Genomic DNA, 19,357 nt, shown 5'->3' with positions numbered 1-19,357 from the left:
ATGGAATTCGAATTCGACGACAACTTGTCCGCCGTGCGGGATCTGAGTGAATCGATCTTCTCGGCGAAGTCCGGAGTGGACCGCCTGCGGGAAGTGGAGGGCGCCGGCGGTTTCGACGCCGAACTGTGGAAGCTCCTCGCCGATTCCGACGTTCTGGGGATTGCTCTGCCAGAGGAGGTCGGGGGAGCGGGACTCGGAATGCTAGGCCTGGCAGCGGTGCTCGAACAACAAGGCCGCCGGGTCGCCCAGGTGCCGCTCTGGTCGGTGATTTCGACGGCAGCGCTGCCGATTGCCGAGTTCGGCAGTAAGGAGCAGAAAGCGTCGTGGCTTCCGGGACTGCTCGACGGCTCGGTGATCGTCACCGGCGCCTTCGACACCGGCTACAACGCCGAGACGGCGGTTCGCGCCGAGCCGGCGCCTGACGGTTGGGTTCTGTCAGGCCGCGTCGACTCCGTACCGGCCGCCGAGTTCGCGGCCGCGCTGGTGGTTCCGGTGACGATGCCGGACGGCAGTGTCAGCGTCATGATCGTGCCGACGGACCGGGATGCGCTGGTGCGTACACCGCTTGCTGTGACGAACCGCGAGAGCAACAGCGCTGTGCAGTTCGACGGGGTTGCGGTTACTGCAGCTGACGCACTTCCCGCGGACGGCGCGGTGGTTCGAGACTGGACGTTACGACGTGCACGGGTGGCTCTTGCGGCCCTGGCTACCGGCGTCTGCGAGGAAGCGCTGGCGATGACGGCGAAATACACCTCCGAGCGAGTGCAATTCGGTCGTCCACTCTCGACCAACCAGGCAGTTGCCGTCCGGGCCGCCGACGCGTACCTCGACACCGAGAGCACAAGATTGACCACCCACCGCGCTGCCTGGCTGATGGACAGCGGAGTCGAGAGTGAAGCGGAAGCGGCGGCGCTGGTCGCCAAATGGTGGGCGTCGCGCGGCGGTTTGCGCGTGGTGCACGCGACCCAGCACATGCACGGCGGAATCGGCGCGGATGTCGACTATCCGATTCACCGCTATTTCCTGTGGGGACGGCAGATCGCCTTCACTTTGGGGAGCGCGGGGGCGATAGGCGCCGAACTCGCCGATCAGTTGGAGATCCGAGCCCAGATCGGGGCGTCGGCGTGAATATCTGAGACGACAGGTTCCAGTCACGGGCAGCGCGTCGGCAATCATCGCGCTACTCTGCCCTTCGTGAATCGCACCAGTTCGTTCATCAGGCCGTTGGTTCCGCGGGACCCGCACGAGCCGCACCGGGTGGCGACGCCGCTCGAACTGCTCACCGACCTCTGTTTCGTCGTGGCGGTCGCTCAAGCGGCCACCGGCCTGCACCACGCGATCAGCGAAGGGCACTTGGCTTCGGGCGTCGGGCACTTCGCGATGGCTTTTTTCGCGATCTGGTGGACGTGGCTGAATTTCACGTGGTTCACCTCGGCGTACGACAACGACGACGGAATCGCCCGGCTGCTGACCATATTCCAGATCCTCGGATCGCTGGTCCTTGCAGCCGGCATCGTCCGCTTCTTCAACGACGACGCCCTGCTGATCATCGTCGGCTACGTCATCATGCGAATAGCCCTGGTCATCCAATGGCTCAGGGTCTCGCGGAACGACCCCGAGCATGCGCTCACGGCGCGTCGATACGCTCTCGGAATCGTGTTGGTCCAGATCGGTTGGATCGGTTTCTACTTCGTGCCGTCCGCCGTTTACGTCCCGACGTTCCTGGTGTTGGTTCTGTGCGAATTCGCGGTACCGATCTGGTCGGAGAAGCCGGGCATGACGCCGTGGCACCCGCATCACATCGCGGAGCGGTACTCGTTGTTCTTCATCATCGTTCTGGGCGAGACGATCCTTTCGACCACCATCGCGATTCAGGACGCCGTGGACGGTGAGCATCCGGCAGCGCAGGTCACCTACGTCGTGATCGGCGGCATTCTGATTGTCTTCAGCCTGTGGTGGTTGTACTTCCAACGCAATGCAGGCGAAGTGATCGGCGGTGACAACGTCTCACCCTTCGTCTGGGGGTTCGGTCACTACTTCATCTTCGCCGCCGCTGCCGCCATCGGTGCGGGGTTGGCCTCGCGCGTCGACTTCTGGACTCATCACGGTGACGGCAGCGCGTTGGTGACGGGTGCTGCCGTCACCGTTCCGGTCGCGGTCATCCTTGCCGCCTTGTGGTTCATCCACATTCGACTACACGACTCCTCGGTACGCACCCTCGTGCCGTTCTCGGTCGCGATAGTCGTCGTGCTCGGTGGTACCTACACCGCGGTGCCCGAACTGGTCGCGGGACTGGCCTGCGCCGCGCTGTTGGCCGTGGAACTGATTCTGACCGAGGGCAAATCCGAAACCGTCTGAGCGCTCATTCGGCGGCAAGGAATATCGCCTTGGTGACGGCGACGGTTTCCAACGGTCCCTTCGACGGTCCGACCAGCACGGTCCACCGATCTTCGGAACGATCTATCGGATAGCTGCTTTCGGACCACACGATGGGGGTATCCGTCCCTTGCCCTCGGCAGGAGTAGGCGCCCGCCAGGCTTGGGTTCGATTCGGGAGAGGGCCACGAACCGCCGTGCCGGACGCGGCAGAGGAGGCCGTTCTCGAGTTCGAGCCCGAAGGGAGTCGGGTCGGCGGGCGGCGGATAGGCCTCGACGCCGTCCACGCCTCGAGCGGTGATCAGTTCTGTTCCCCAGGGAAATTGCAGGCAGAGAATCGAATCGGGCTCCGGGCCGACCCAACACGCGTCCGCGCCGTCAGCGGTGATTCCGCAGGTGATGACTCCCGGCGTGACAGCCGACTGTGATGCTGCGTAGCACTCGCTGATCTTCATGGCCGGCGTTTGGACGCTCCAACCGGATGTGGGTTTGCCGGAACCGTCGACGGCAACAAGATTCACGATCTCGGTCGGGGTACCGCCTGCCGATGATCCCGCAGTCGCAGGCAAGCATCGGCAGAGGACTATGCGGATGATCGTTCCCTCATCCGCCTTCTTGCCTTCGGGTGTGAAGGTGATGCGATAGCCGGTTCCCGCTTCGGTGTCGGCCGGAAAGACTGCGACCGATTCCCCGTCGGAATTGGGTGTGGCAGTGAAGGGACCGTAAAGTTCGGCGGCACGCTGCATCTTCTGGCCGACGGTCAGTCCGTCCAGTGTGGCAGCGCCGGTCCGGGGCGCGATTTCGACGAGAACGCCGTCGGTGAAGGTCAATTCGCAGTCCTGCCATTGGACGACCACTGTTCCGGTCTTCGATACCGGCGCAAGGTCGCCGGCGGCTTTCCGCGTTTCCTCCTCCGTCATGCCGATCCGAAGGTTGCGGAAGCCGCTGGTGGAGAGTCGCTCCCGTGCGGATTCGGGATCCGAGGCAACCGCCAGTCGTGCGGTGAGTTGCGCCGCGTTGGCAGCGTCGATCGCCATGCCCCCGGTTGCGTCGGCGATGCACTTCAGCTGGGCGGACGCAGCGGCGTCGAGCTTGAATCCGATGGTGTGGATGGTCAGGTCAGGATCGTGGGGCATCGCTTGGGTGGACTCACACGGAGGTTCGGTCGAGCAGGTGTCCTCCCCGTCGGAGACGAGGATGATCGTGCGCTCACCATCGGCGGGGAGTGCGGCGGCGGCTTGTTGAAGCGCAGCCATGATCGGCGTGTATCCCGACGCGGACAGCCCGTCGATTCCCGCTGCGAATGCATTTCGATCGAGTGGTCCGAGTGGCACGACGGTCTTGATGTCGCGGCAACCCGCGACCTTCTCGGCGTCGCTGCTACCCGTGGCGGTGCCGTACGCGATCAGACCGAGCGCAGCATCGTCTGGGAGGCCACTGACGAGAGTGTGAATCGCGTTCTTGGCGGCATCGATTCGAGGACCGGGAGCGTCGTCCTGCTTCATCGACCCCGAGGCGTCCAGCACGATGACGGTAGGCGCCGTTGCGCTCGCTTCTGAAGCCGGATCAGCAGTGACACTTACCTGCTGGGTCCCGCCTGCTTCTTTGGGCCCGCCACTGCCCTGCGTCGAACACCCGACGGCAATGATCGCAGTCGCCGCAATACAGATCGCCACACGAAGACGCATGGAACGAGGCTACGAGCTGACGTGGCCGGTCACCAGTCGTCCGAACGGACGACACTGGCTCAGCGAATCGCGAGTCGCTCCTTGCGGAGCTTGTCGACCTCGGGCAGATGCAGGGGTTCAAGCTCGTTCACACCCAAGGCGCGCATGAGCAGGAGGTCCGCGAGTTCGGGGTTGCGAGCCAAAGCGGGTCCGTGCATGTACGTCCCGATCACCGAACCCTGCACGACGCCTTCGAATCCGTCGCCGACGCCGTTTCCGACACCATGGGTGACACGTGCGAATCCAGAGGCTGAGCTACCCAGAGTTGTTCCGCCGCGGTGATTCTCGAAACCTGAGAGGGGCGCGGTGAGTCCGTCGATCAGCGGCTTCGTGATGACTTCGCCGATGGAACGCTTCTCCTGCGGCGAGGTCGTGACGTCGAGCATCGAGACACCGTCGACGCGTTCGCCGCTGGAGGTTTCGTACCAGTTGCCGAGCACCTGAATGGCAGCGCAGATCGCCAGAACCGGTGCGCCACGCTCTGCGGCGCGTTGCAGACCAGGGTATTTCGCGAGGTGACGCGTTGCGAGGCGCTGAGCGGAATCCTCGGCGCCACCCAACGTGTACACGTCGAGCGAATCGGGGACCGGATCGCTGAGGGTGATGTCCACGATTTCGGCGTCGTAGCCGCGCATCCGCAGACGCTGACGCAGGATCAGGGCATTGCCGCCGTCGCCGTAGGTGCCCATGACGTCGGGGAGTACCAGACCGATGCGAACTGTCGAGTCAGACATTGCGAGACTCCTTCGCGATGGCAGTGTTGAGGTCACGGAAGGCCGTGTAGTTCGCCAGTACCTCCACACGTCCGGGAGGGCAGGAAGCGATGGCGCGCAACGGGTCCGGGTCGAGAGTGTGCTCGACGCCCGCGTACGTGAGGCGAACTGCCAGATCTGTTCCGCGTTCACCGGCGGCCACTACCTTGACACCTTCGAAGTGCTCGAACTTCACGTCCCACAGCCAGGAGAGGTCCTCGCCGTCCGGCACCTGACCGTTCACCGCGATGACCAGACCGTCCACCGTGGGATCGATCATCGACAGCGCTTCCTGCCAGCCGGCGGGATTCTTCGCGAGCAGCATGTGAACGGAGTGCGGTCCGACCTCGACGGTGCTGTATCGACCTGCGACTTCTTGAACCGTCGATGCGGCGGCAACTGCCCCGACCGGATCTGCACCCAAAGCCGCTGCAGCCGCTACGGCCTGAGCTGCGTTGCCGCGGTTGGCTTTTCCGGGGAGGGTCAACGTCATCGGAATCTTCAGGCCGTCGGGGCCGTAGAGATTGTCGTCGTCGAGCCACCAGGTCGGCTCGGGCCGCGCGAAGTCGGAACCGGTACTGCGCCAGTGCTTTCCCTCCCACACGATGGGTTCGCCGGTGCGCGGGCAGCTGACGGAATCGCCGGCCCAACCGCCGCCGGCAGCAACCCACACGACGTTGGTGGCGTCGTATGCCACGGAGGTGACCAGTACGTCGTCGCAGTTGGCGACGATCACCGCATTCGGATGCGCGTTGACGCACGCGCGCAGTTTCCGTTCGATCATGTTGATCTCGCCGACCCGGTCGAGCTGATCGCGGCTGAGATTCAGCAGCACGATCACTTCCGGGTTCACGGCGTCGGCTACGTGGGGGACGTGCAGTTCGTCGACCTCGAGTGCCGCCAGCGTCGCATCGGTACGCGCGGCCAGGGCGGCCACGATCCCGGCATCCATGTTGGCGCCGTCGGCCTGCGTGGCGACGTCACCGAGTGTCGCGAGCGCTGCGGCGGTCATACGTGTGGTCGTCGACTTGCCGTTGGTGCCGGTGACCACGACGGTGCGCTTGCCGCGTCCGAGCTGAGTCATGAGCGTCGGGTCGATCTTGAGGGCGATCAGCCCGCCGATCATCGAACCCTTGCCGCGACCGGCCTTCTGCGATGCCCAAGATGCTGCTGCGGCAGCTCGCATGGCGAGCTTTCCGCGCGCTGTGATCGATAGTCCAGTTCCCACGGCCCGAGTTTGGCACAGGGCGTCGTCAGACGCCGAGTCGCGCCGGTGGTGAGGCTGCAGGTGTGTCCGAGAAAACAGTGTTCGCGGGCTTACGCCTCATCTGTGCGGCACTCGCTCCGGCGATCACGATGACCGCCCCGACCAGTGACAACGGGCTCGGATCCTCGTGCAGGAACAGCCAGGACGCGCCGATTCCCACGACTGGCACCAGCAAGGAGAGCGGCGCCACCATGCCGGCGGGATAGCGGCCCATGAGCATCGTCCAGAGCCCGGATCCGGCGATGGTGCCGAGCAGAATAATGTAGGCCAGTCCGACCAGCGACGGCCAGGCGTCGGCGCTGAATGCGGTGCCGAGTGCGTGCCAGCCGACTGTGGGGCCTTCGACCACGGCTGACAGTGCGAGCATCGGTAACGGCGGGATGACACACATCCACAACATCAAGCGCATCGGTGCAGGCTCGCCGACGGTGTTCGCCGCAGCCAAGCGGCTGCCGAGATTGCCGAACGCCCAGGACAGGCCGCCGAGGAGTGTGAGGACGACGGGCAGCAGTGCCGCGTGGTGCGAGCGGTCCCAGCCGATCAAGGACATCCCGCCAACGGCGACGGCGATACCGGAGACCTGCCAGACGCTGAGCTTCTCGCGGAGCAGGAAAGCGCCGAGTAGGACGGTGAACGGTGCTGACGACTGCAGGACAAGTGATGCAAGGCCCGTCGGCATCCCCGAATGCATCGCCCAGAAGAGGAAGACGAACTGGCCGAATCCGAAACCGAATCCGTAGAGCAGCAGCCAGCGGAGCGGCACCTGTGGACGCGGCACGAAGATGACCACCGGAATCGCGATGATCAGAAACCGCAGCGCTGCGAAGAAGAACGGCGGGAAATGATCCAGGCCGACGCGAATGGCCAGGAAGTTCAGACCCCACAAGACGATCACGGTCAGGCCGAGGAGACGGTCGCGGGGAGTCATGCGTTAATCGTGAGCCGTACGAAGCATCAGAACAAGCGAATATAGATGCACTATCCATGTAGTTTTGCTACATGGATATTCGTCACCGTATGGATGCCACGCGCCTGCGAATCCTCCGCGAGCTCGCCGACCGAGGAACCGTCGGCGCTACTGCTCTCGCCCTCTCGATGACGCCGTCCGCCGTCTCGCAACAACTCAAGATCCTCGGACGAGAAGCGGGGGTCTCGCTCCTCGAACCGGACGGGCGCACGCTGCGCCTCACCGACGCGGGCAGAGCGCTGGTGCTTCGCGCCGACGACGTGGTGGCGGCGCTAGACCGGGCGGCGGACGAGATGGCGTCGTACCGAGGCTCGCCGCGGGGAAAGGTGCGAGTCGCGTTCTTTCCCTCCGGCGCGGCGCTCCTGCTGCCCGGTGTCCTGACGGCGCTGAAGAACTCGGACGTGGACATCGACGCCTACGACGTCGACAAACCGGCGTCGGCCGTCCCTGGGCTGTTGGCCGATCACGATGTGATCCTCACTCACCGTGACGAACGCGGAGCCGAGACGTCGTTTCCCCGGGTCAGCGTGCAACCGCTGATGCGTGAACCGATCGATCTGGTGCTGCGGCCTGATCATCCACTCGCCGAGCAGGATTCGGTCCGGCTGGAACAATTGGCCGACGAGAACTGGATAAGCGTGCGCGGCGGGTTTCCGGTCGACGACGTTCTGCTGTCGGTTGCGTCGGTAACCGGCGTCCAGCCTCGCGTCGCTCATCGGATAAACGATTTCCGCGTCATCGAAGAGCTGGTGGCGGCGGGCCACGGCGTGGCTTTGATGCCGCGATACGCGATCACGCATCCCGGAGTTTCGAGGAAACCGGTGGCGGGAGTGCGCGCTGCACGAGTTTATGAATTGGCAACTCGGTTACACGCCAACCGCAGTCCGGCTATCGGAGTCGTGCTCGACGCCTTTCGTGACGTCGCGCGTGCTGTCGGTGAATGAAGGCCGTCGGTGAATGAAGGGCCGTTGGTGAATGAACGGCTGTCGGTGAATGGGCAGCTGTTGGTGAATGAACACAAAACGGGAGCGACACGATTAGTGTCGCTCCCGTTTCGGTAGTGCAATCCTCACGGTTTAGTGAGGGTCGCTTAGTGAGGGCCGGTATCAGGCGAGAGCCTTGGCCTTCAGTGCTGCGAATTCTTCTTCACTGATGGTGCCGGCGTCGAGAAGTGCCTTTGCATCTGCGATGGATTCGGCCGGGGACTTTCCGGCAACCTCACGAATGTAGCTGTCCTGCGCGTTCTTGACCTGCTGCGCAGCCTCGAGGGACCGCTGTGCCATTCCGTCACTGCGAACGATCAGGTAGACGAGCGAGGTGAGCAGCGGAATGAAGAACAGGAAGACGATCCAGATTGCCTTCACCCAGCCAGAGGTCTTGTGATCGCGGAACAGGTCGGTGATGATCGAGAAGAGCAGGATCAAGTACGCGATGAACGCGAAGCTGATGATGATCAGCCAGAGGAAGTCCCAAAAGGAATCCATTGTCGAGCTCCATTTCACAAGTCGGATTTGTCTGAGCTGACTATCTCACGCGCACGGGGCGTCTGCATCATCCTCGATGGGTGAATTCTTTTTGTTAACTTCGCTAACCGACTCTTTCGGGACCAATGTCATGCCGAATCGAAAACATCGACCGAAAATCTTCAGTGCTCTGAAAACGACCCTGGCCCCACCCGAAAATCGGGTGAGACCAGGGATTGTTCACGAGTCGGGAGCTGAGTGTCAGCTGGCGCGGTTCACTGCCGAGACCACAGCGCGCAGCGAGGCCGTCGTGATCGACGTGGCGATACCCACACCCCAGACGACGGTGCTCTGACCCTCCGGGCCCGTCACGGCGCACTCGACGTAGGCCGCGGCCTGGGCGTCGTCACCGGCGGACATCGCGTGCTCGGAGTAGTCGAGGACACGAACGTCGAAGTTGATGCTTCCCAGCGCGTCGACGAAGGCAGCGAGCGGGCCGTTGCCGGTACCCGAGATCTCCTGCTCCTTGCCGTTCACCTTGACGATCGCGGTGATCGCATCGGTGCCGCCGTCCTCCTCGGACGCGGTGACCTTCTGCTTCATGCGCTCGAGCGGGGTGATGGGAGCGAGGTACTCCTCGTGGAAGACATCCCACATTTCCTTCGGCGAGACCTCGCCGCCCTCGCCGTCGGTGATCTTCTGGACCGACTGCGAGAACTCGACCTGCAGACGACGCGGCAGCACCAGACCGTGATCGGCCTTCATGATGTATGCGACGCCGCCCTTGCCGGACTGCGAGTTCACACGGATGACGGCCTCGTAGCTGCGGCCGACGTCCTTCGGGTCGATCGGCAGGTAGGGGACCTGCCAGAGAATGTCGTCGACGTCGGAGTTCTGGCTGTCGGCGTCGACCTTCATGGCGTCGAGGCCCTTGTTGATCGCGTCCTGGTGGCTGCCGGAGAACGCGGTGTAGACCAGGTCGCCGCCGTACGGATGACGCTCGTGGACGGGCAGCTGGTTGCAGTACTCGACCGTGCGACGGATCTCGTCGATGTTCGAGAAATCGATCTGCGGGTCGACGCCGCGCGTGAACATGTTCAGAGCGAGAGTGACCAGGCAGACGTTGCCGGTGCGCTCACCGTTGCCGAACAGGCAGCCTTCGATGCGGTCCGCGCCGGCCTGGTAGCCCAGCTCGGCTGCAGCGACACCCGTGCCGCGGTCGTTGTGGGGGTGCAGCGACAGGATGACCGAATCGCGGCGGGCCAGGTTGCGGTGCATCCACTCGATGGAGTCGGCATACACGTTGGGTGTAGCCATCTCGACGGTGGCGGGCAGGTTCAGGATGACCGGGTTGGCCGGCGTCGCACCCAGGGTTTCGGTGACGGCGTCACATACTTCCTTGGCGTACTCGAGCTCGGTGCCGGTGTAGGACTCGGGCGAGTATTCCCAGCGCCAGTTCGTGTCCGGGTACTTCTTCGACTCGGCGAGGACCAGTTCGGCGGCGTCGGTGGCGATCTTCTTGATCGTGTCCTTGTCGGCGCGGAACACGACGCGGCGCTGCAGAATCGAGGTGGAGTTGTAGAAGTGCACGATCGCGTTCTCGGCACCTTCACAGGCCTCGAACGTGCGCTTGATCAGCTCGGGACGCGACTGCGTCAGCACCTGGATGGTGACGTCGGACGGGATGGCGCCGTCCTCGATGATCTCGCGAACGAAATCGAAGTCCGTCTGGCTCGCGGACGGGAAGCCGACCTCGATCTCCTTGTAGCCCATACGAACCAGGAGATCGAACATACGACGCTTGCGCGCCGGGCTCATCGGATCGATCAGCGCCTGGTTGCCGTCGCGCAGGTCAACGGCACACCACTGGGGTGCTCGGTCGATGATCTTGTCCGGCCAGGTGCGGTCGGGCAGCGTGACCGTCTCGACCTCTTCGGCGAACGGGCGGTAGCGGAACGTCGGCATCGACGAGTTCTTCTGCGTGTTCCACGCAGGCTGGTCGGACGGTGCCGGCTTCGTGGGCGGGGTGATGGTGCGAGTGCCGGTGGTGAATGCGTCAGCGGGGGACATGGGTGTGATCTCCAGGATTGTGGACCCGGCCTGTTGACCTGTTGGTCAAGACCATGAGTCCGGAAGGCTTGGTCGACCGGCGCACAAAAACCCCGCGGCGGGAGGCCAGTCTGGATCAGACCCCGTCGCGGCAACCAAGAAGGAGTGCGCGCTGCATGCACAGCACTCTACTCCTGGATTTCGCGAGAAATCGGTGGGGTTCGCCCTCATGTCCAATTTGTCGCCGAATTGTGCTGCCGTTTCGGCCCCGAAAATGGTGGACTGTCGTCCATGGATCCCCGAATCGCCGTGGCGAGCACGTACCTCGACGCGCTCCGCAGTCACGATGGCAGTTCCGTACCGCTGGCTCCGGACGCGGTACGCCACGAGGTCGGGCTCAAGACCGGATTTTCGGGGAATCATTTGCGGCGCAGCCTTTCCGGAGGTCCTCAGTATCGCGTGATCCGCGACATTCGTGAGGTGGAGTGGACGGTCGACGGGGACGACCTGACGGCTGACTACCTCCTCGACGCCGGGTTGTTCGGGCGGAACCTGATGACCGTTCGGGTCACCGAGACCTTCCGGATACCCGCTGACGATCACCGCATTCACCACATCACCGCGAAGATTCGACCGGCGCGCGCCAAGCACACGTGATGCGCTCGATCCGCTGGATCGTCTGTTCACTGCTGATCGTTCTCGCTGGTCTCGGTGCTGCCGGCTCGGTGCTCGCGCTGTTCGTCCACACCCAGGTGAACGACACCGACAGTTACGTCGAGACGGTTGCCCCGTTGGCTTCCGAACCTGCTGTCCAAGCGGCTGTCGTTGATCGGCTGACCGAGGAACTGACGCAGCGGTTGGACCGGTTTCCGCAGGTGGTGACGAGACAAGCCGAGAAACTTGTTCGGGAGGCGGCTCAGTCGTTGGTCTCCAGCGACCAGTTCGCGACGCTCTGGACCGCGGCCAACCGTCAGGCGCACGCGCAACTTGCTGCGATGGTGACCGGCAGAGCCACCGATGGCATCGTTCGGTCCGACGACAGCGGAACAGTCACCTTGTCCCTCGAGCCGATCATGACAGAACTGCGGACGAACCTCCGCGATCGCGGATTCACCGTCGTCGATCGTCTTCCGACGTTCGATCCGCAGTTCGAGATCCTGCAGTCCGACGAGCTGGTGCGGGCCCAGGACCTCTCGAACACTCTCGACCGGGCAGCGGCCTGGCTGCCGTGGGTGTCGCTGGCCTGTGCGATCGCGGCCGTCGCAGTTGGGCCGAGGCGAATGCGCGCACTGTCCCTGGTCGGGCTGGCGACGGCGGTGGCGATGATCGCCCTGTTGGTGGCGCTGGCCGTCGTGCGGCGAGTCTATTTACAGAATTCAGACATACCGTCATCTGAGGCGGCAGTCGCGGTGTACGACGCGCTGGCAGTTTCGCTGGTCAGCAGTATCCGCGTGCTTCTCGCCTGCGGAGTTGCCGTCACGGTGGTCGGTTACGTTGCCGGTGGCTCGCGTTCTGCGACGTTGATGCGATCGCGGATCTCGCAACTGATCCCGCGCGGATCTGAGGCGAACAGCAGTACGCATCGGGAAGTCCCAGGACCACCTCGGTAAGCTCGACCTCTGGTATCTGTAAACAATTTCGACCTGGAGGTAGAAACGCGTGGCTCTCGTCGTCCAGAAGTACGGCGGATCCTCGGTGGCAACCGCCGAGCGCATCCGACGAGTCGCTGAACGGATCGTCGAGACCAAGAAGGCCGGCAATGATGTCGTCGTCGTGGTGTCAGCGATGGGCGATACCACCGATGAGCTGCTCGATCTGGCTCAGCAGGTGTGCCCTTCCCCGCCGGCCCGTGAAATGGACATGCTGCTGACCTCGGGTGAGCGCATCTCCAACTCCTTGGTAGCGATGGCAATTCACTCCCTCGGCGCCGAAGCTCGTTCGTTCTCGGGCTCACAAGCCGGAGTCATCACGACCGGCAGCCACGGAAACGCCAAGATCATCGACGTCACGCCGGGCCGTGTTCGCACTGCGCTGGACGAAGGCTCGATCGTTCTGGTCGCCGGATTCCAAGGCGTCAGCCAGGACAGCAAGGACATCACGACGCTCGGACGCGGTGGCTCGGACACCACTGCCGTGGCGTTGGCAGCTGCACTCAACGCTGACGTCTGCGAGATCTACACCGACGTCGACGGCGTTTTCTCCGCCGATCCGCGCATCGTCCCCGACGCTCACCGCCTCGAGACGGTTTCCTTCGAGGAAATGCTCGAACTCGCAGCGTGTGGTGCGAAGGTGCTCATGCTCCGGTGCGTCGAGTACGCCCGTCGTTACAACGTGCCTGTGCACGTCCGTTCGTCATACACCACCAAGCCCGGAACAATCGTGTCCGGATCGATGGAGGACATTCCTGTGGAAGAGGCCCTGATCACCGGAGTCGCGCACGATCGCGGCGAAGCCAAGATCACCGTTGTCGGATTGCCGGACACACCGGGACACGCTGCCAAGGTGTTCCGCGCAGTCTCCGATGCCGAGATCAACATCGACATGGTGCTGCAGAACATCTCCAAGGTGGAGACCAACAAGACGGACATCACCTTCACGCTTCCGACGGCCGACGGCCCCCGCGCCGTCGAGATCCTGACCAAGCGTCAGGAAGACATCGGCTTCACGCAGATCTTGTTCGACGACCACATCGGCAAGGTTTCCCTGGTCGGCGCCGGAATGCGGAGCCACCCGGGCGTCACCGCCACGTTCTGCGAGGCGCTGGCCAAGGCAGACATCAACATCGACCTCATCTCGACCTCTGAGATCCGCATCTCAGTGCTGGTCAAGGACACCGAATTGGACGACGCTGTACGTGTCATCCACGACGCTTTCGGGCTCGGTGGCGAAGAAGAAGCAGTAGTACACGCTGGAACGGGACGGTAATTTCTCATGACGACTATCGCTGTTGTCGGTGCGACCGGTCAGGTCGGCATCGTCATGCGCACTTTGCTCGAAGAGCGGAACTTCCCCGCGGACAAGGTGCGGTTCTTCGCATCTGCACGCTCCGCCGGTAAGAAGCTGCCCTTCCGCGGCGAAGAGATCATCGTCGAGGATGCGGCCGCCACATCGGATGAGGACCTGAAGGGCATCGACATCGCCCTGTTCTCAGCCGGTGCGACGCTCTCGCGCGCCCAGGCTCCGCGCTTCGCTGCTGCCGGCGCGACCGTTGTCGACAACTCTTCGGCATGGCGCAAGGATCCCGAGGTTCCCCTCGTGGTCAGCGAGGTCAACCCGCAGGACACGAAGAACCTGGTCAAGGGCATTATCGCGAACCCCAACTGCACCACCATGGCAGCGATGCCGGTGCTGAAGGTTCTGCACGATGAAGCCGGTCTGCAGCGTCTGATCGTCTCCAGCTACCAGGCCGTGTCCGGTAGCGGCATCGCCGGCGTCGAGGAACTCCTCGGCCAGGTGCGCGCCGTAGTCGGAGACGCGGAGAAGCTGGTTCACGACGGCAGTGCCGTCGACTTCCCGGCCCCGAACAACTACGTCGCCCCCATCGCGTTCAACGTCCTGCCTCTCGCAGGTTCGCTGGTCGACGACGGAAGCGGCGAGACCGACGAGGATCAGAAGCTCCGCAACGAGAGCCGCAAGATCCTCGGACTTCCCGATCTGTTGGTTTCGGGTACGTGCGTGCGCGTTCCCGTCGTGACCGGGCACTCGCTCGCGATCAACGCAGAGTTCGCCAACCCGCTCTCGGTTGCTCGCGCCAAGGAGATCCTCGCCGACGCTCCGGGCGTCGAGCTGGTCGAGGTTCCGACGCCGCTGGCCGCTGCCGGTGGTAACGCGTCGCTGGTCGGTCGTATCCGTCAGGATCCGGGTGTCCCGGAGGGACGCGGACTCGCGCTCTTCGTTTCGGGCGACAACCTGCGTAAGGGTGCCGCGCTCAACACGATTCAGATTGCCGAGCTGTTGGTCGGCTAGATCTTTCGTTCGGTACCGGCCCCGCACCTAGGTGTGGGGCCGGTGTCGTTTCGACAGGCGCTCTAGTCGAGTTCGGAAATGGCGACCAGGCCACCGAGGTACTCGGCATCCGAATACGCTTTGGCGAGTAGCGCTCCGAGCTCACCGAGAGCTCCGTTGTCGCTGCCGTACGCAACAAACATGCCCGCTTCGGGATCGGTGCCGAAGCGGCCCTCCAGATGCGGTGCATCGCGGCCTACCACTGCGTGGGCGACCGACGCCCAGTCGTAACCGGAGCCTTCGAAACCCTCTACCTGCTCGAATATCGATGCCACCTTGCCGAAATGCTGGTCGGTGAGCATCAGTGACCAGTTGCCCGGAGACGTTTCGAAAAGCTGTAGCGGTTCGATCGATGGTGATGTCATGCGTGTATTGAAGCAGATCCGACCGACAGGTTTCAGTCGGCCGCTAACGCCCGACCGATTGTGCGAGAGCCACGGCAAAACTGGAAAGTCGTTCTCGGGTATAGGTTTCGGGATCACTGACGGCCAGTCGTCCGAGCATTTCGGCGAACGACATCATGGTGTGTGCGAGGAGAACCGGATCAAGGCCTTCGAGCTTCGACTCGAGGGCAATCCCGGCGCGGGCCAGTTCTTCGGCGCGGGCGAAGACAGCTCCGCGAGAGAGCTTCAACAAGCCGTGATACTCGCTGGGGGCGTTCTCGACAGACGTCAGAATCAGGCGCCAGCGCGTCGGGTTCTCCAGTACGGCGTCGACGAAGGCGCCGACGGTCCCGGTGTACGACGCCGCTGGGCCGAGTTCGCTCAGATCTGTCGGCATGGTTTCGAGCACCTGAGCGATGGCTCGCTCGTGCTCGCGGCGCAGCAGTGCAGCGACGAGATCGGTCCTGGTATCGAAAATCGTGTAGAGGACGGGCTTGCCGACACCGGCTTCGGCAGCGACGGATTCCATGCTGAGGTTGTGCAGGCCAACGCGGCCGGTGACCTCGAATGCTGCGTCGAGGAGCTGCTCGCGACGTTGCTCGGGCGCCATGCGAGGGGCGTACTTGCGCCGCGGTGTATCCGTTGCGTCAGCTTGTGACCTGGTCATCGTGTGCATCACCTCCGCTCTCACCCTAATCTGCCTGCCACTTCTTCGTGAATAATACGCAACCGTTGTATTCATCGTCTGCAATTGTTACGGTGGCGTTGTATTCGAATGGTGCTCAGTGAGGCGCCTCTGCCGAGATCTCGAGGAGAACAACCGCTATGACAGCGTCGACCTCTTTAGTGCCGAATGATCTGCTGCTCCATCCCTCCACGTACGATCGGCCGGAGTTCGACGCGACCACGCGGAGACTGCTGGGCGCGACCGTCGACTGGTTCGAGGCGCGTGGAAAGAATCGACTCCTGGCCGACTATCACGACAAGATCTTCTACTCCGACTTCCTCGACTTCGCGGCAAAGGAAGGCCTGTTCGCCACATTTCTGACGCCCGCCCGCGACGGTGGTGGCGACTCCGACAAGCGCTGGGATACCAGTCGTATCGCCGCACTGTCCGAGATCCTCGGCTTCTACGGACTCAACTACTGGTACCCGTGGCAGGTGACCATCCTCGGCCTCGGGCCGGTGTGGCAGAGCGACAACGAGACGGCAAGGGCGCGAGCAGCTTCCGCTTTGGCTTCCGGAGGCGTTGCGGCATTCGGACTGTCCGAGAAAGAGCATGGCGCGGACGTCTACTCCACGGACATGGTCTTGACGCCCAACGGCAGCGGCGGGTACCTGGCCAGCGGTTCGAAGTACTACATCGGAAATGGCAACTGCGCCAACACGGTCTCTGTCTTCGGCCGTGTCGACGGAGTGGAGGGCACTGATCAGTACGTCTTCTTTTACGCCGACTCGGACCATCCGGCATTCACCGTGGTGAAGAACATCGTTCCGGCCCAGATGTACGTAGCGGAGTTCTCACTCGTCGACTATCCCGTTGCGGCAGAGGATATCCTGCATACCGGCGAGGCAGCATTCAGTGCCGCACTCAACACCGTGAACATCGGAAAGTTCAACCTGTGCTTCGGCGGAATCGGTATGTCGACTCATGCCTTGTACGAGACGATTACCCACGCGCACAATCGAATCCTGTTCGGCAATCCCGTCACGGCGTTCCCACACGTACGACGTGAATTCGTCGACGCGTACGCGCGCCTGCTGGCGATGAGGCTCTTCTCGGATCGTGCGGTGGACTACTTCCGCACCGCATCGCCCGAGGACCGCCGCTACCTCTTGTTCAATCCCGTCACCAAGATGAAGGTGACAACCGAGGCACAGAAGGTGATCGGACTGCTCTCCGACATCGCTGCGGCAAAGGGCTTCGAGAAGGACAGCTACCTCGCGGTGGCCAAGATGGATGTCGACGGGCTGCCCAAGCTCGAGGGGACCGTCGCCGTCAATCTCGCCCTGATCGCCAAGTTCATGCCGGCGTACCTCTTTGCCCCCGAGTCATTTCCGGCGATTCCGACGCGTAACGACGCAGCCGACGACGAGTTCCTGTTCCGTCAGGGCCCGGCACGGGGGTTGTCCAAGGTTCGATTCGACGACTGGCGAGCGGTGTACGCGAAGTTTGCGGATGTTCCCAACGTTGCACTGTTCGTGGAGCAGGCAGAAGCGCTCGTGACCCTTCTAGCCGAAGCTGCACCGGATGCGGCGCAGCAGGTCGACTTGGACTTCGGCCTTGCGATCACCGAACTCTTCACCCTCGTCGTCTACGGCCAGCTGATCCTCGAACAAGCCGAGATCTTGGGATTGGACGAGGGACAGCGGAGCGGTGGGGTGCTGGATCAGATCTTCGATGTCCTGGTACGCGACTTCAGTGCTGCAGCGGTGGAGTTGTACGGAAAACCCAGCGCCAGTGAAGATCAGCAACGGTTGGCACTCGCATCTATTCGGCGCCCCACGTTCGCGGCGGAGCGATTCGAGTACGTCTGGCAGCAAGTAGTCGCCTTGTCTGGTGCCTACGAAATGAACGGTGCCGGCTCAACGAACGGGGAGGAATGAAATGTCTGAACTGACGATGAATCGACCGCGTGAGGATTACGGCTTCTTCGGCCCAGGATCACCCAGTTGGAAGATCTGGGCCGCGCCGACAGCGCTGATCGGGTTCCAGCGGTCGGTGGTGCTCGAGCACTTCGACCCCTTCTTGGCTGCCGCAGTGGCAGACATGAGCGGGATTTACAGCGATCCGGCCGGGCGACTCGACCGAACCTTGGCGTACTTCCTGACCGTCGCCACTGCCGACGGGCGGACAGCACTGGCGCTGTCCGACCACCTCATGACAGTTCATGCTCAGGCTGCGGGCATCGAACCGATCACCGGAACTCGTTACAGCGCAAACAATCCGGCGTCACAACTCTGGATCCACGTGACGGGTTGGCATTCGGTGCTCAAGTGCTACGAGATGTATGGGCCGGGCCCGCTTTCAGCTGTCGAAGAGCAGCGGTACTGGGAAGAATGCGTGATCGCTGCCGAACTACAGACATGCAAGACCTCCGACGTTCCACGCTCCCGAGACGAGGTACGTGAGTACTTCGCTGAAGTCAGGCCCAGATTGTGTACCTCCGAGCGTGCCAACCGGGCGATGCACTACTTGTTGAGAACACCGAGAGCGCAGGGGAAGACGAAGTTCGCGACATTCAGCCGATTGGTCGCGCCGGCCACTATCGCGACTTTGCCCGGCTGGATGCGAACGATGGGTGGGTTCGATCAGCCAGCGTTGTTGGACAGAGCAATTGCGCCCGCGGTGCGAACGGCAGTCCGGTTGGGTAGTTCACCGAAGAACATGACCACTGCTCTGAAAGTCATTGCGCCGATGACGGGCAAGGTGTTGGAGCGCCACCTGCGTGACGAGCAACCCCTGGACCCGAGAGTTGTCACGCCAGCGGAGATTCGGGAGCGATTCCCGCGAGCCGCCAAGGTTGCGCAGGCCGTCTGACGGGTTCGCCACGGCCTGTTGGCACCGCATCGGGGGGATCCCTTCGATGCGGTGCTCGGCCGTGTTCTGTTGTGCCTGAGGTTCGTTCTCAGGTTTTGAATGTGGTGTTCGCCGGGCGCGGTTGCTGCCCGGGGTCGATCGAGGGCGGGGGAATGAACCAGGGTTTGTTGTCGACTCCTATTCGGATTTCCCATTTCCCGACGAACCCTGATTTTCGGTGCATCAGTCGGTGGTGTGAACGGCACAGCAGGACCAGGTTGTTCATCACCGTCGGGCCACCGTTGGCCCAGTGCCGGATATGGTGCGCATCAGTCCAGGCGGGCACGCATGTGCAGCCCGGGAAGGCGCAGCCTTTGTCTCGGGCGATGAGGGCGACGCGTTGTTCGGCGGTGACCAACCTCTTTCCTGGTTGCGCATCCAAGGGCGCGCCGTGATCGTCGAGCAGAACGGTCGACAGGAAACAATCACACCCGAGAAGCCTGGTCTGCGACACCGAGAGTGGCCCGAGCCAGGGCATGTGCCCGACATCAAGATCCGACAGAGACTCTTCACCATCAGCAGTGGAGGGTGTGGCGGCGCAGTCTCGATGCTCAGCGAGATCATGGGCATTGATGTGCACGTTCACGTGCGGACGTTGGCCACCGTCTTTGCCGGTTTTGGCGCAGTCGAGGTACCGGCGGATCAGTTCGGTGAACCCGTCCGCGGTCCGCTTCGCTGCCGACCGGGCGTCGGGGGTTCCGTCCGGTGCCGGGGTGGGCATCGTCAGATTCGACAACGCGGAGAGCAGCATTTCGCCGGTGAGGGCGTCGAAATCGCCGCGCACCACCA

18 protein-coding genes are annotated in these 19,357 nt (G+C 63.1%); 9 read left to right on the top strand and 9 right to left on the bottom strand.

Annotated features, from left to right (window positions below; translation table 11 throughout):
* Together QRN54_RS14505 and QRN54_RS14500 are read left to right on the top strand one after the other, a co-directional pair.
* A complete protein-coding gene (locus tag QRN54_RS14505; RefSeq protein WP_073512829.1) occupies positions 1–1,128 on the top strand; it encodes an acyl-CoA dehydrogenase family protein in 1,128 nt (375 codons plus the stop codon).
* A gap of 66 nt (positions 1,129–1,194) precedes the next feature.
* Entirely contained in the window at positions 1,195–2,358 is a 1,164-nt protein-coding gene (locus QRN54_RS14500; RefSeq protein WP_073512828.1) for a low temperature requirement protein A, read from the top strand.
* Between the two features lie 4 nt (positions 2,359–2,362).
* Here the strand turns inward: QRN54_RS14500 and QRN54_RS14495 are convergent, their stop codons facing one another.
* Genes QRN54_RS14495 through QRN54_RS14480 form a run of 4 tightly spaced genes read right to left on the bottom strand, consistent with a single transcriptional unit; the run spans position 2,363 to position 7,049 of the window.
* Complete coding sequence (locus QRN54_RS14495) at positions 2,363–4,063, bottom strand: vWA domain-containing protein (RefSeq protein WP_285182326.1); 1,701 nt, start codon at positions 4,061–4,063, stop codon at positions 2,363–2,365.
* Between the two features lie 59 nt (positions 4,064–4,122).
* Entirely contained in the window at positions 4,123–4,836 is a 714-nt protein-coding gene (locus tag QRN54_RS14490) for a type 1 glutamine amidotransferase (RefSeq protein WP_007731510.1), read from the bottom strand.
* A complete protein-coding gene (locus QRN54_RS14485; RefSeq protein WP_003943457.1) occupies positions 4,829–6,082 on the bottom strand; it encodes a Mur ligase family protein in 1,254 nt (417 codons plus the stop codon). Before QRN54_RS14485 ends, QRN54_RS14490 begins: the two co-directional genes overlap by 8 nt.
* A 25-nt stretch (positions 6,083–6,107) precedes the next feature.
* Positions 6,108–7,049: an EamA family transporter gene (locus QRN54_RS14480; RefSeq protein WP_003943484.1), complete on the bottom strand. Its 942-nt coding sequence runs from the start codon at positions 7,047–7,049 to the stop codon at positions 6,108–6,110.
* An 89-nt stretch (positions 7,050–7,138) separates the two neighbouring features.
* Between QRN54_RS14480 and QRN54_RS14475 the strand changes: the two genes are divergently transcribed.
* Positions 7,139–8,032 (top strand): LysR family transcriptional regulator, encoded by an 894-nt coding sequence (locus QRN54_RS14475; RefSeq protein WP_003943476.1) that lies wholly within the window; start codon positions 7,139–7,141, stop codon positions 8,030–8,032.
* 162 nt (positions 8,033–8,194) lie between these two features.
* On the opposite strand, the gene QRN54_RS14470 is transcribed toward QRN54_RS14475, so the two are convergent.
* Both QRN54_RS14470 and leuA read right to left on the bottom strand, forming a co-directional pair.
* Positions 8,195–8,572 (bottom strand): PLDc N-terminal domain-containing protein, encoded by a 378-nt coding sequence (locus QRN54_RS14470; protein ID WP_003943489.1) that lies wholly within the window; start codon positions 8,570–8,572, stop codon positions 8,195–8,197.
* Between the two features lie 240 nt (positions 8,573–8,812).
* Positions 8,813–10,621, bottom strand: a complete 1,809-nt coding sequence (gene leuA, locus QRN54_RS14465; protein WP_003943488.1) for a 2-isopropylmalate synthase — start codon at positions 10,619–10,621, stop codon at positions 8,813–8,815.
* A 270-nt stretch (positions 10,622–10,891) separates the two neighbouring features.
* Between leuA and QRN54_RS14460 the strand changes: the two genes are divergently transcribed.
* Genes QRN54_RS14460 through QRN54_RS14445 form a run of 4 tightly spaced genes read left to right on the top strand, consistent with a single transcriptional unit; the run spans position 10,892 to position 14,566 of the window.
* Complete coding sequence (locus tag QRN54_RS14460; protein ID WP_003943492.1) at positions 10,892–11,257, top strand: DUF8021 domain-containing protein; 366 nt, start codon at positions 10,892–10,894, stop codon at positions 11,255–11,257.
* Positions 11,257–12,210 (top strand): hypothetical protein, encoded by a 954-nt coding sequence (locus QRN54_RS14455; RefSeq protein ID WP_285182325.1) that lies wholly within the window; start codon positions 11,257–11,259, stop codon positions 12,208–12,210. The genes QRN54_RS14460 and QRN54_RS14455 overlap by 1 nt, the downstream gene beginning before the upstream one ends.
* A 49-nt stretch (positions 12,211–12,259) precedes the next feature.
* Positions 12,260–13,525: an aspartate kinase gene (locus tag QRN54_RS14450; protein ID WP_003943494.1), complete on the top strand. Its 1,266-nt coding sequence runs from the start codon at positions 12,260–12,262 to the stop codon at positions 13,523–13,525.
* Positions 13,526–13,531: 6 nt separating this feature from the next.
* A complete protein-coding gene (locus tag QRN54_RS14445) occupies positions 13,532–14,566 on the top strand; it encodes an aspartate-semialdehyde dehydrogenase (RefSeq protein WP_042447794.1) in 1,035 nt (344 codons plus the stop codon).
* Positions 14,567–14,628: 62 nt separating this feature from the next.
* On the opposite strand, the gene QRN54_RS14440 is transcribed toward QRN54_RS14445, so the two are convergent.
* Positions 14,629–14,970: an Imm51 family immunity protein gene (locus QRN54_RS14440; RefSeq protein WP_003943507.1), complete on the bottom strand. Its 342-nt coding sequence runs from the start codon at positions 14,968–14,970 to the stop codon at positions 14,629–14,631.
* Between the two features lie 43 nt (positions 14,971–15,013).
* Complete coding sequence (locus QRN54_RS14435; protein ID WP_007731498.1) at positions 15,014–15,664, bottom strand: TetR/AcrR family transcriptional regulator; 651 nt, start codon at positions 15,662–15,664, stop codon at positions 15,014–15,016.
* A 149-nt stretch (positions 15,665–15,813) separates the two neighbouring features.
* Here QRN54_RS14435 and QRN54_RS14430 point away from each other — a divergent pair, with 149 nt between their 5' ends.
* Complete coding sequence (locus tag QRN54_RS14430; RefSeq protein WP_285182324.1) at positions 15,814–17,595, top strand: acyl-CoA dehydrogenase family protein; 1,782 nt, start codon at positions 15,814–15,816, stop codon at positions 17,593–17,595.
* A 1-nt stretch (position 17,596) separates the two neighbouring features.
* The gene (locus QRN54_RS14425) at positions 17,597–18,529 is read left to right on the top strand and encodes an oxygenase MpaB family protein (protein WP_192712899.1); all 933 of its coding nucleotides are present in this window, start codon (positions 17,597–17,599) and stop codon (positions 18,527–18,529) included.
* Positions 18,530–18,617: 88 nt separating this feature from the next.
* Here the strand turns inward: QRN54_RS14425 and QRN54_RS14420 are convergent.
* On the bottom strand, positions 18,618–19,357 hold a 740-nt coding region (locus QRN54_RS14420; RefSeq protein WP_285182323.1), incomplete at its 5' end, for an HNH endonuclease signature motif containing protein.

Source organism: Rhodococcus sp. MEB032 (assembly GCF_030208925.1).
GTDB lineage: Bacteria > Actinomycetota > Actinomycetes > Mycobacteriales > Mycobacteriaceae > Rhodococcus_F > Rhodococcus_F qingshengii.
Note: the sequence above shows the minus strand (reverse complement) of the source record. Positions and strands in the feature narration are given on the sequence as shown.

Bases quoted from the DNA above. Each gene is read 5' to 3' on its own strand.
- QRN54_RS14470 (WP_003943489.1), bottom strand. From the start codon at position 8,572: ATGGATTCCTTTTGGGACTTCCTCTGGCTGATCATCATCAGCTTCGCG.
- QRN54_RS14430 (WP_285182324.1), top strand. From the start codon at position 15,814: ATGACAGCGTCGACCTCTTTAGTGCCGAATGATCTGCTGCTCCATCCC.
- QRN54_RS14435 (WP_007731498.1), bottom strand. From the start codon at position 15,664: ATGCACACGATGACCAGGTCACAAGCTGACGCAACGGATACACCGCGG.
- QRN54_RS14495 (WP_285182326.1), bottom strand. From the start codon at position 4,063: ATGCGTCTTCGTGTGGCGATCTGTATTGCGGCGACTGCGATCATTGCC.
- QRN54_RS14480 (WP_003943484.1), bottom strand. From the start codon at position 7,049: ATGACTCCCCGCGACCGTCTCCTCGGCCTGACCGTGATCGTCTTGTGG.
- QRN54_RS14445 (WP_042447794.1), top strand. From the start codon at position 13,532: ATGACGACTATCGCTGTTGTCGGTGCGACCGGTCAGGTCGGCATCGTC.
- QRN54_RS14455 (WP_285182325.1), top strand. From the start codon at position 11,257: ATGCGCTCGATCCGCTGGATCGTCTGTTCACTGCTGATCGTTCTCGCT.
- QRN54_RS14425 (WP_192712899.1), top strand. From the start codon at position 17,597: ATGTCTGAACTGACGATGAATCGACCGCGTGAGGATTACGGCTTCTTC.
- leuA (WP_003943488.1), bottom strand. From the start codon at position 10,621: ATGTCCCCCGCTGACGCATTCACCACCGGCACTCGCACCATCACCCCG.
- QRN54_RS14490 (WP_007731510.1), bottom strand. From the start codon at position 4,836: ATGTCTGACTCGACAGTTCGCATCGGTCTGGTACTCCCCGACGTCATG.
- QRN54_RS14460 (WP_003943492.1), top strand. From the start codon at position 10,892: ATGGATCCCCGAATCGCCGTGGCGAGCACGTACCTCGACGCGCTCCGC.
- QRN54_RS14505 (WP_073512829.1), top strand. From the start codon at position 1: ATGGAATTCGAATTCGACGACAACTTGTCCGCCGTGCGGGATCTGAGT.
- QRN54_RS14475 (WP_003943476.1), top strand. From the start codon at position 7,139: ATGGATGCCACGCGCCTGCGAATCCTCCGCGAGCTCGCCGACCGAGGA.
- QRN54_RS14440 (WP_003943507.1), bottom strand. From the start codon at position 14,970: ATGACATCACCATCGATCGAACCGCTACAGCTTTTCGAAACGTCTCCG.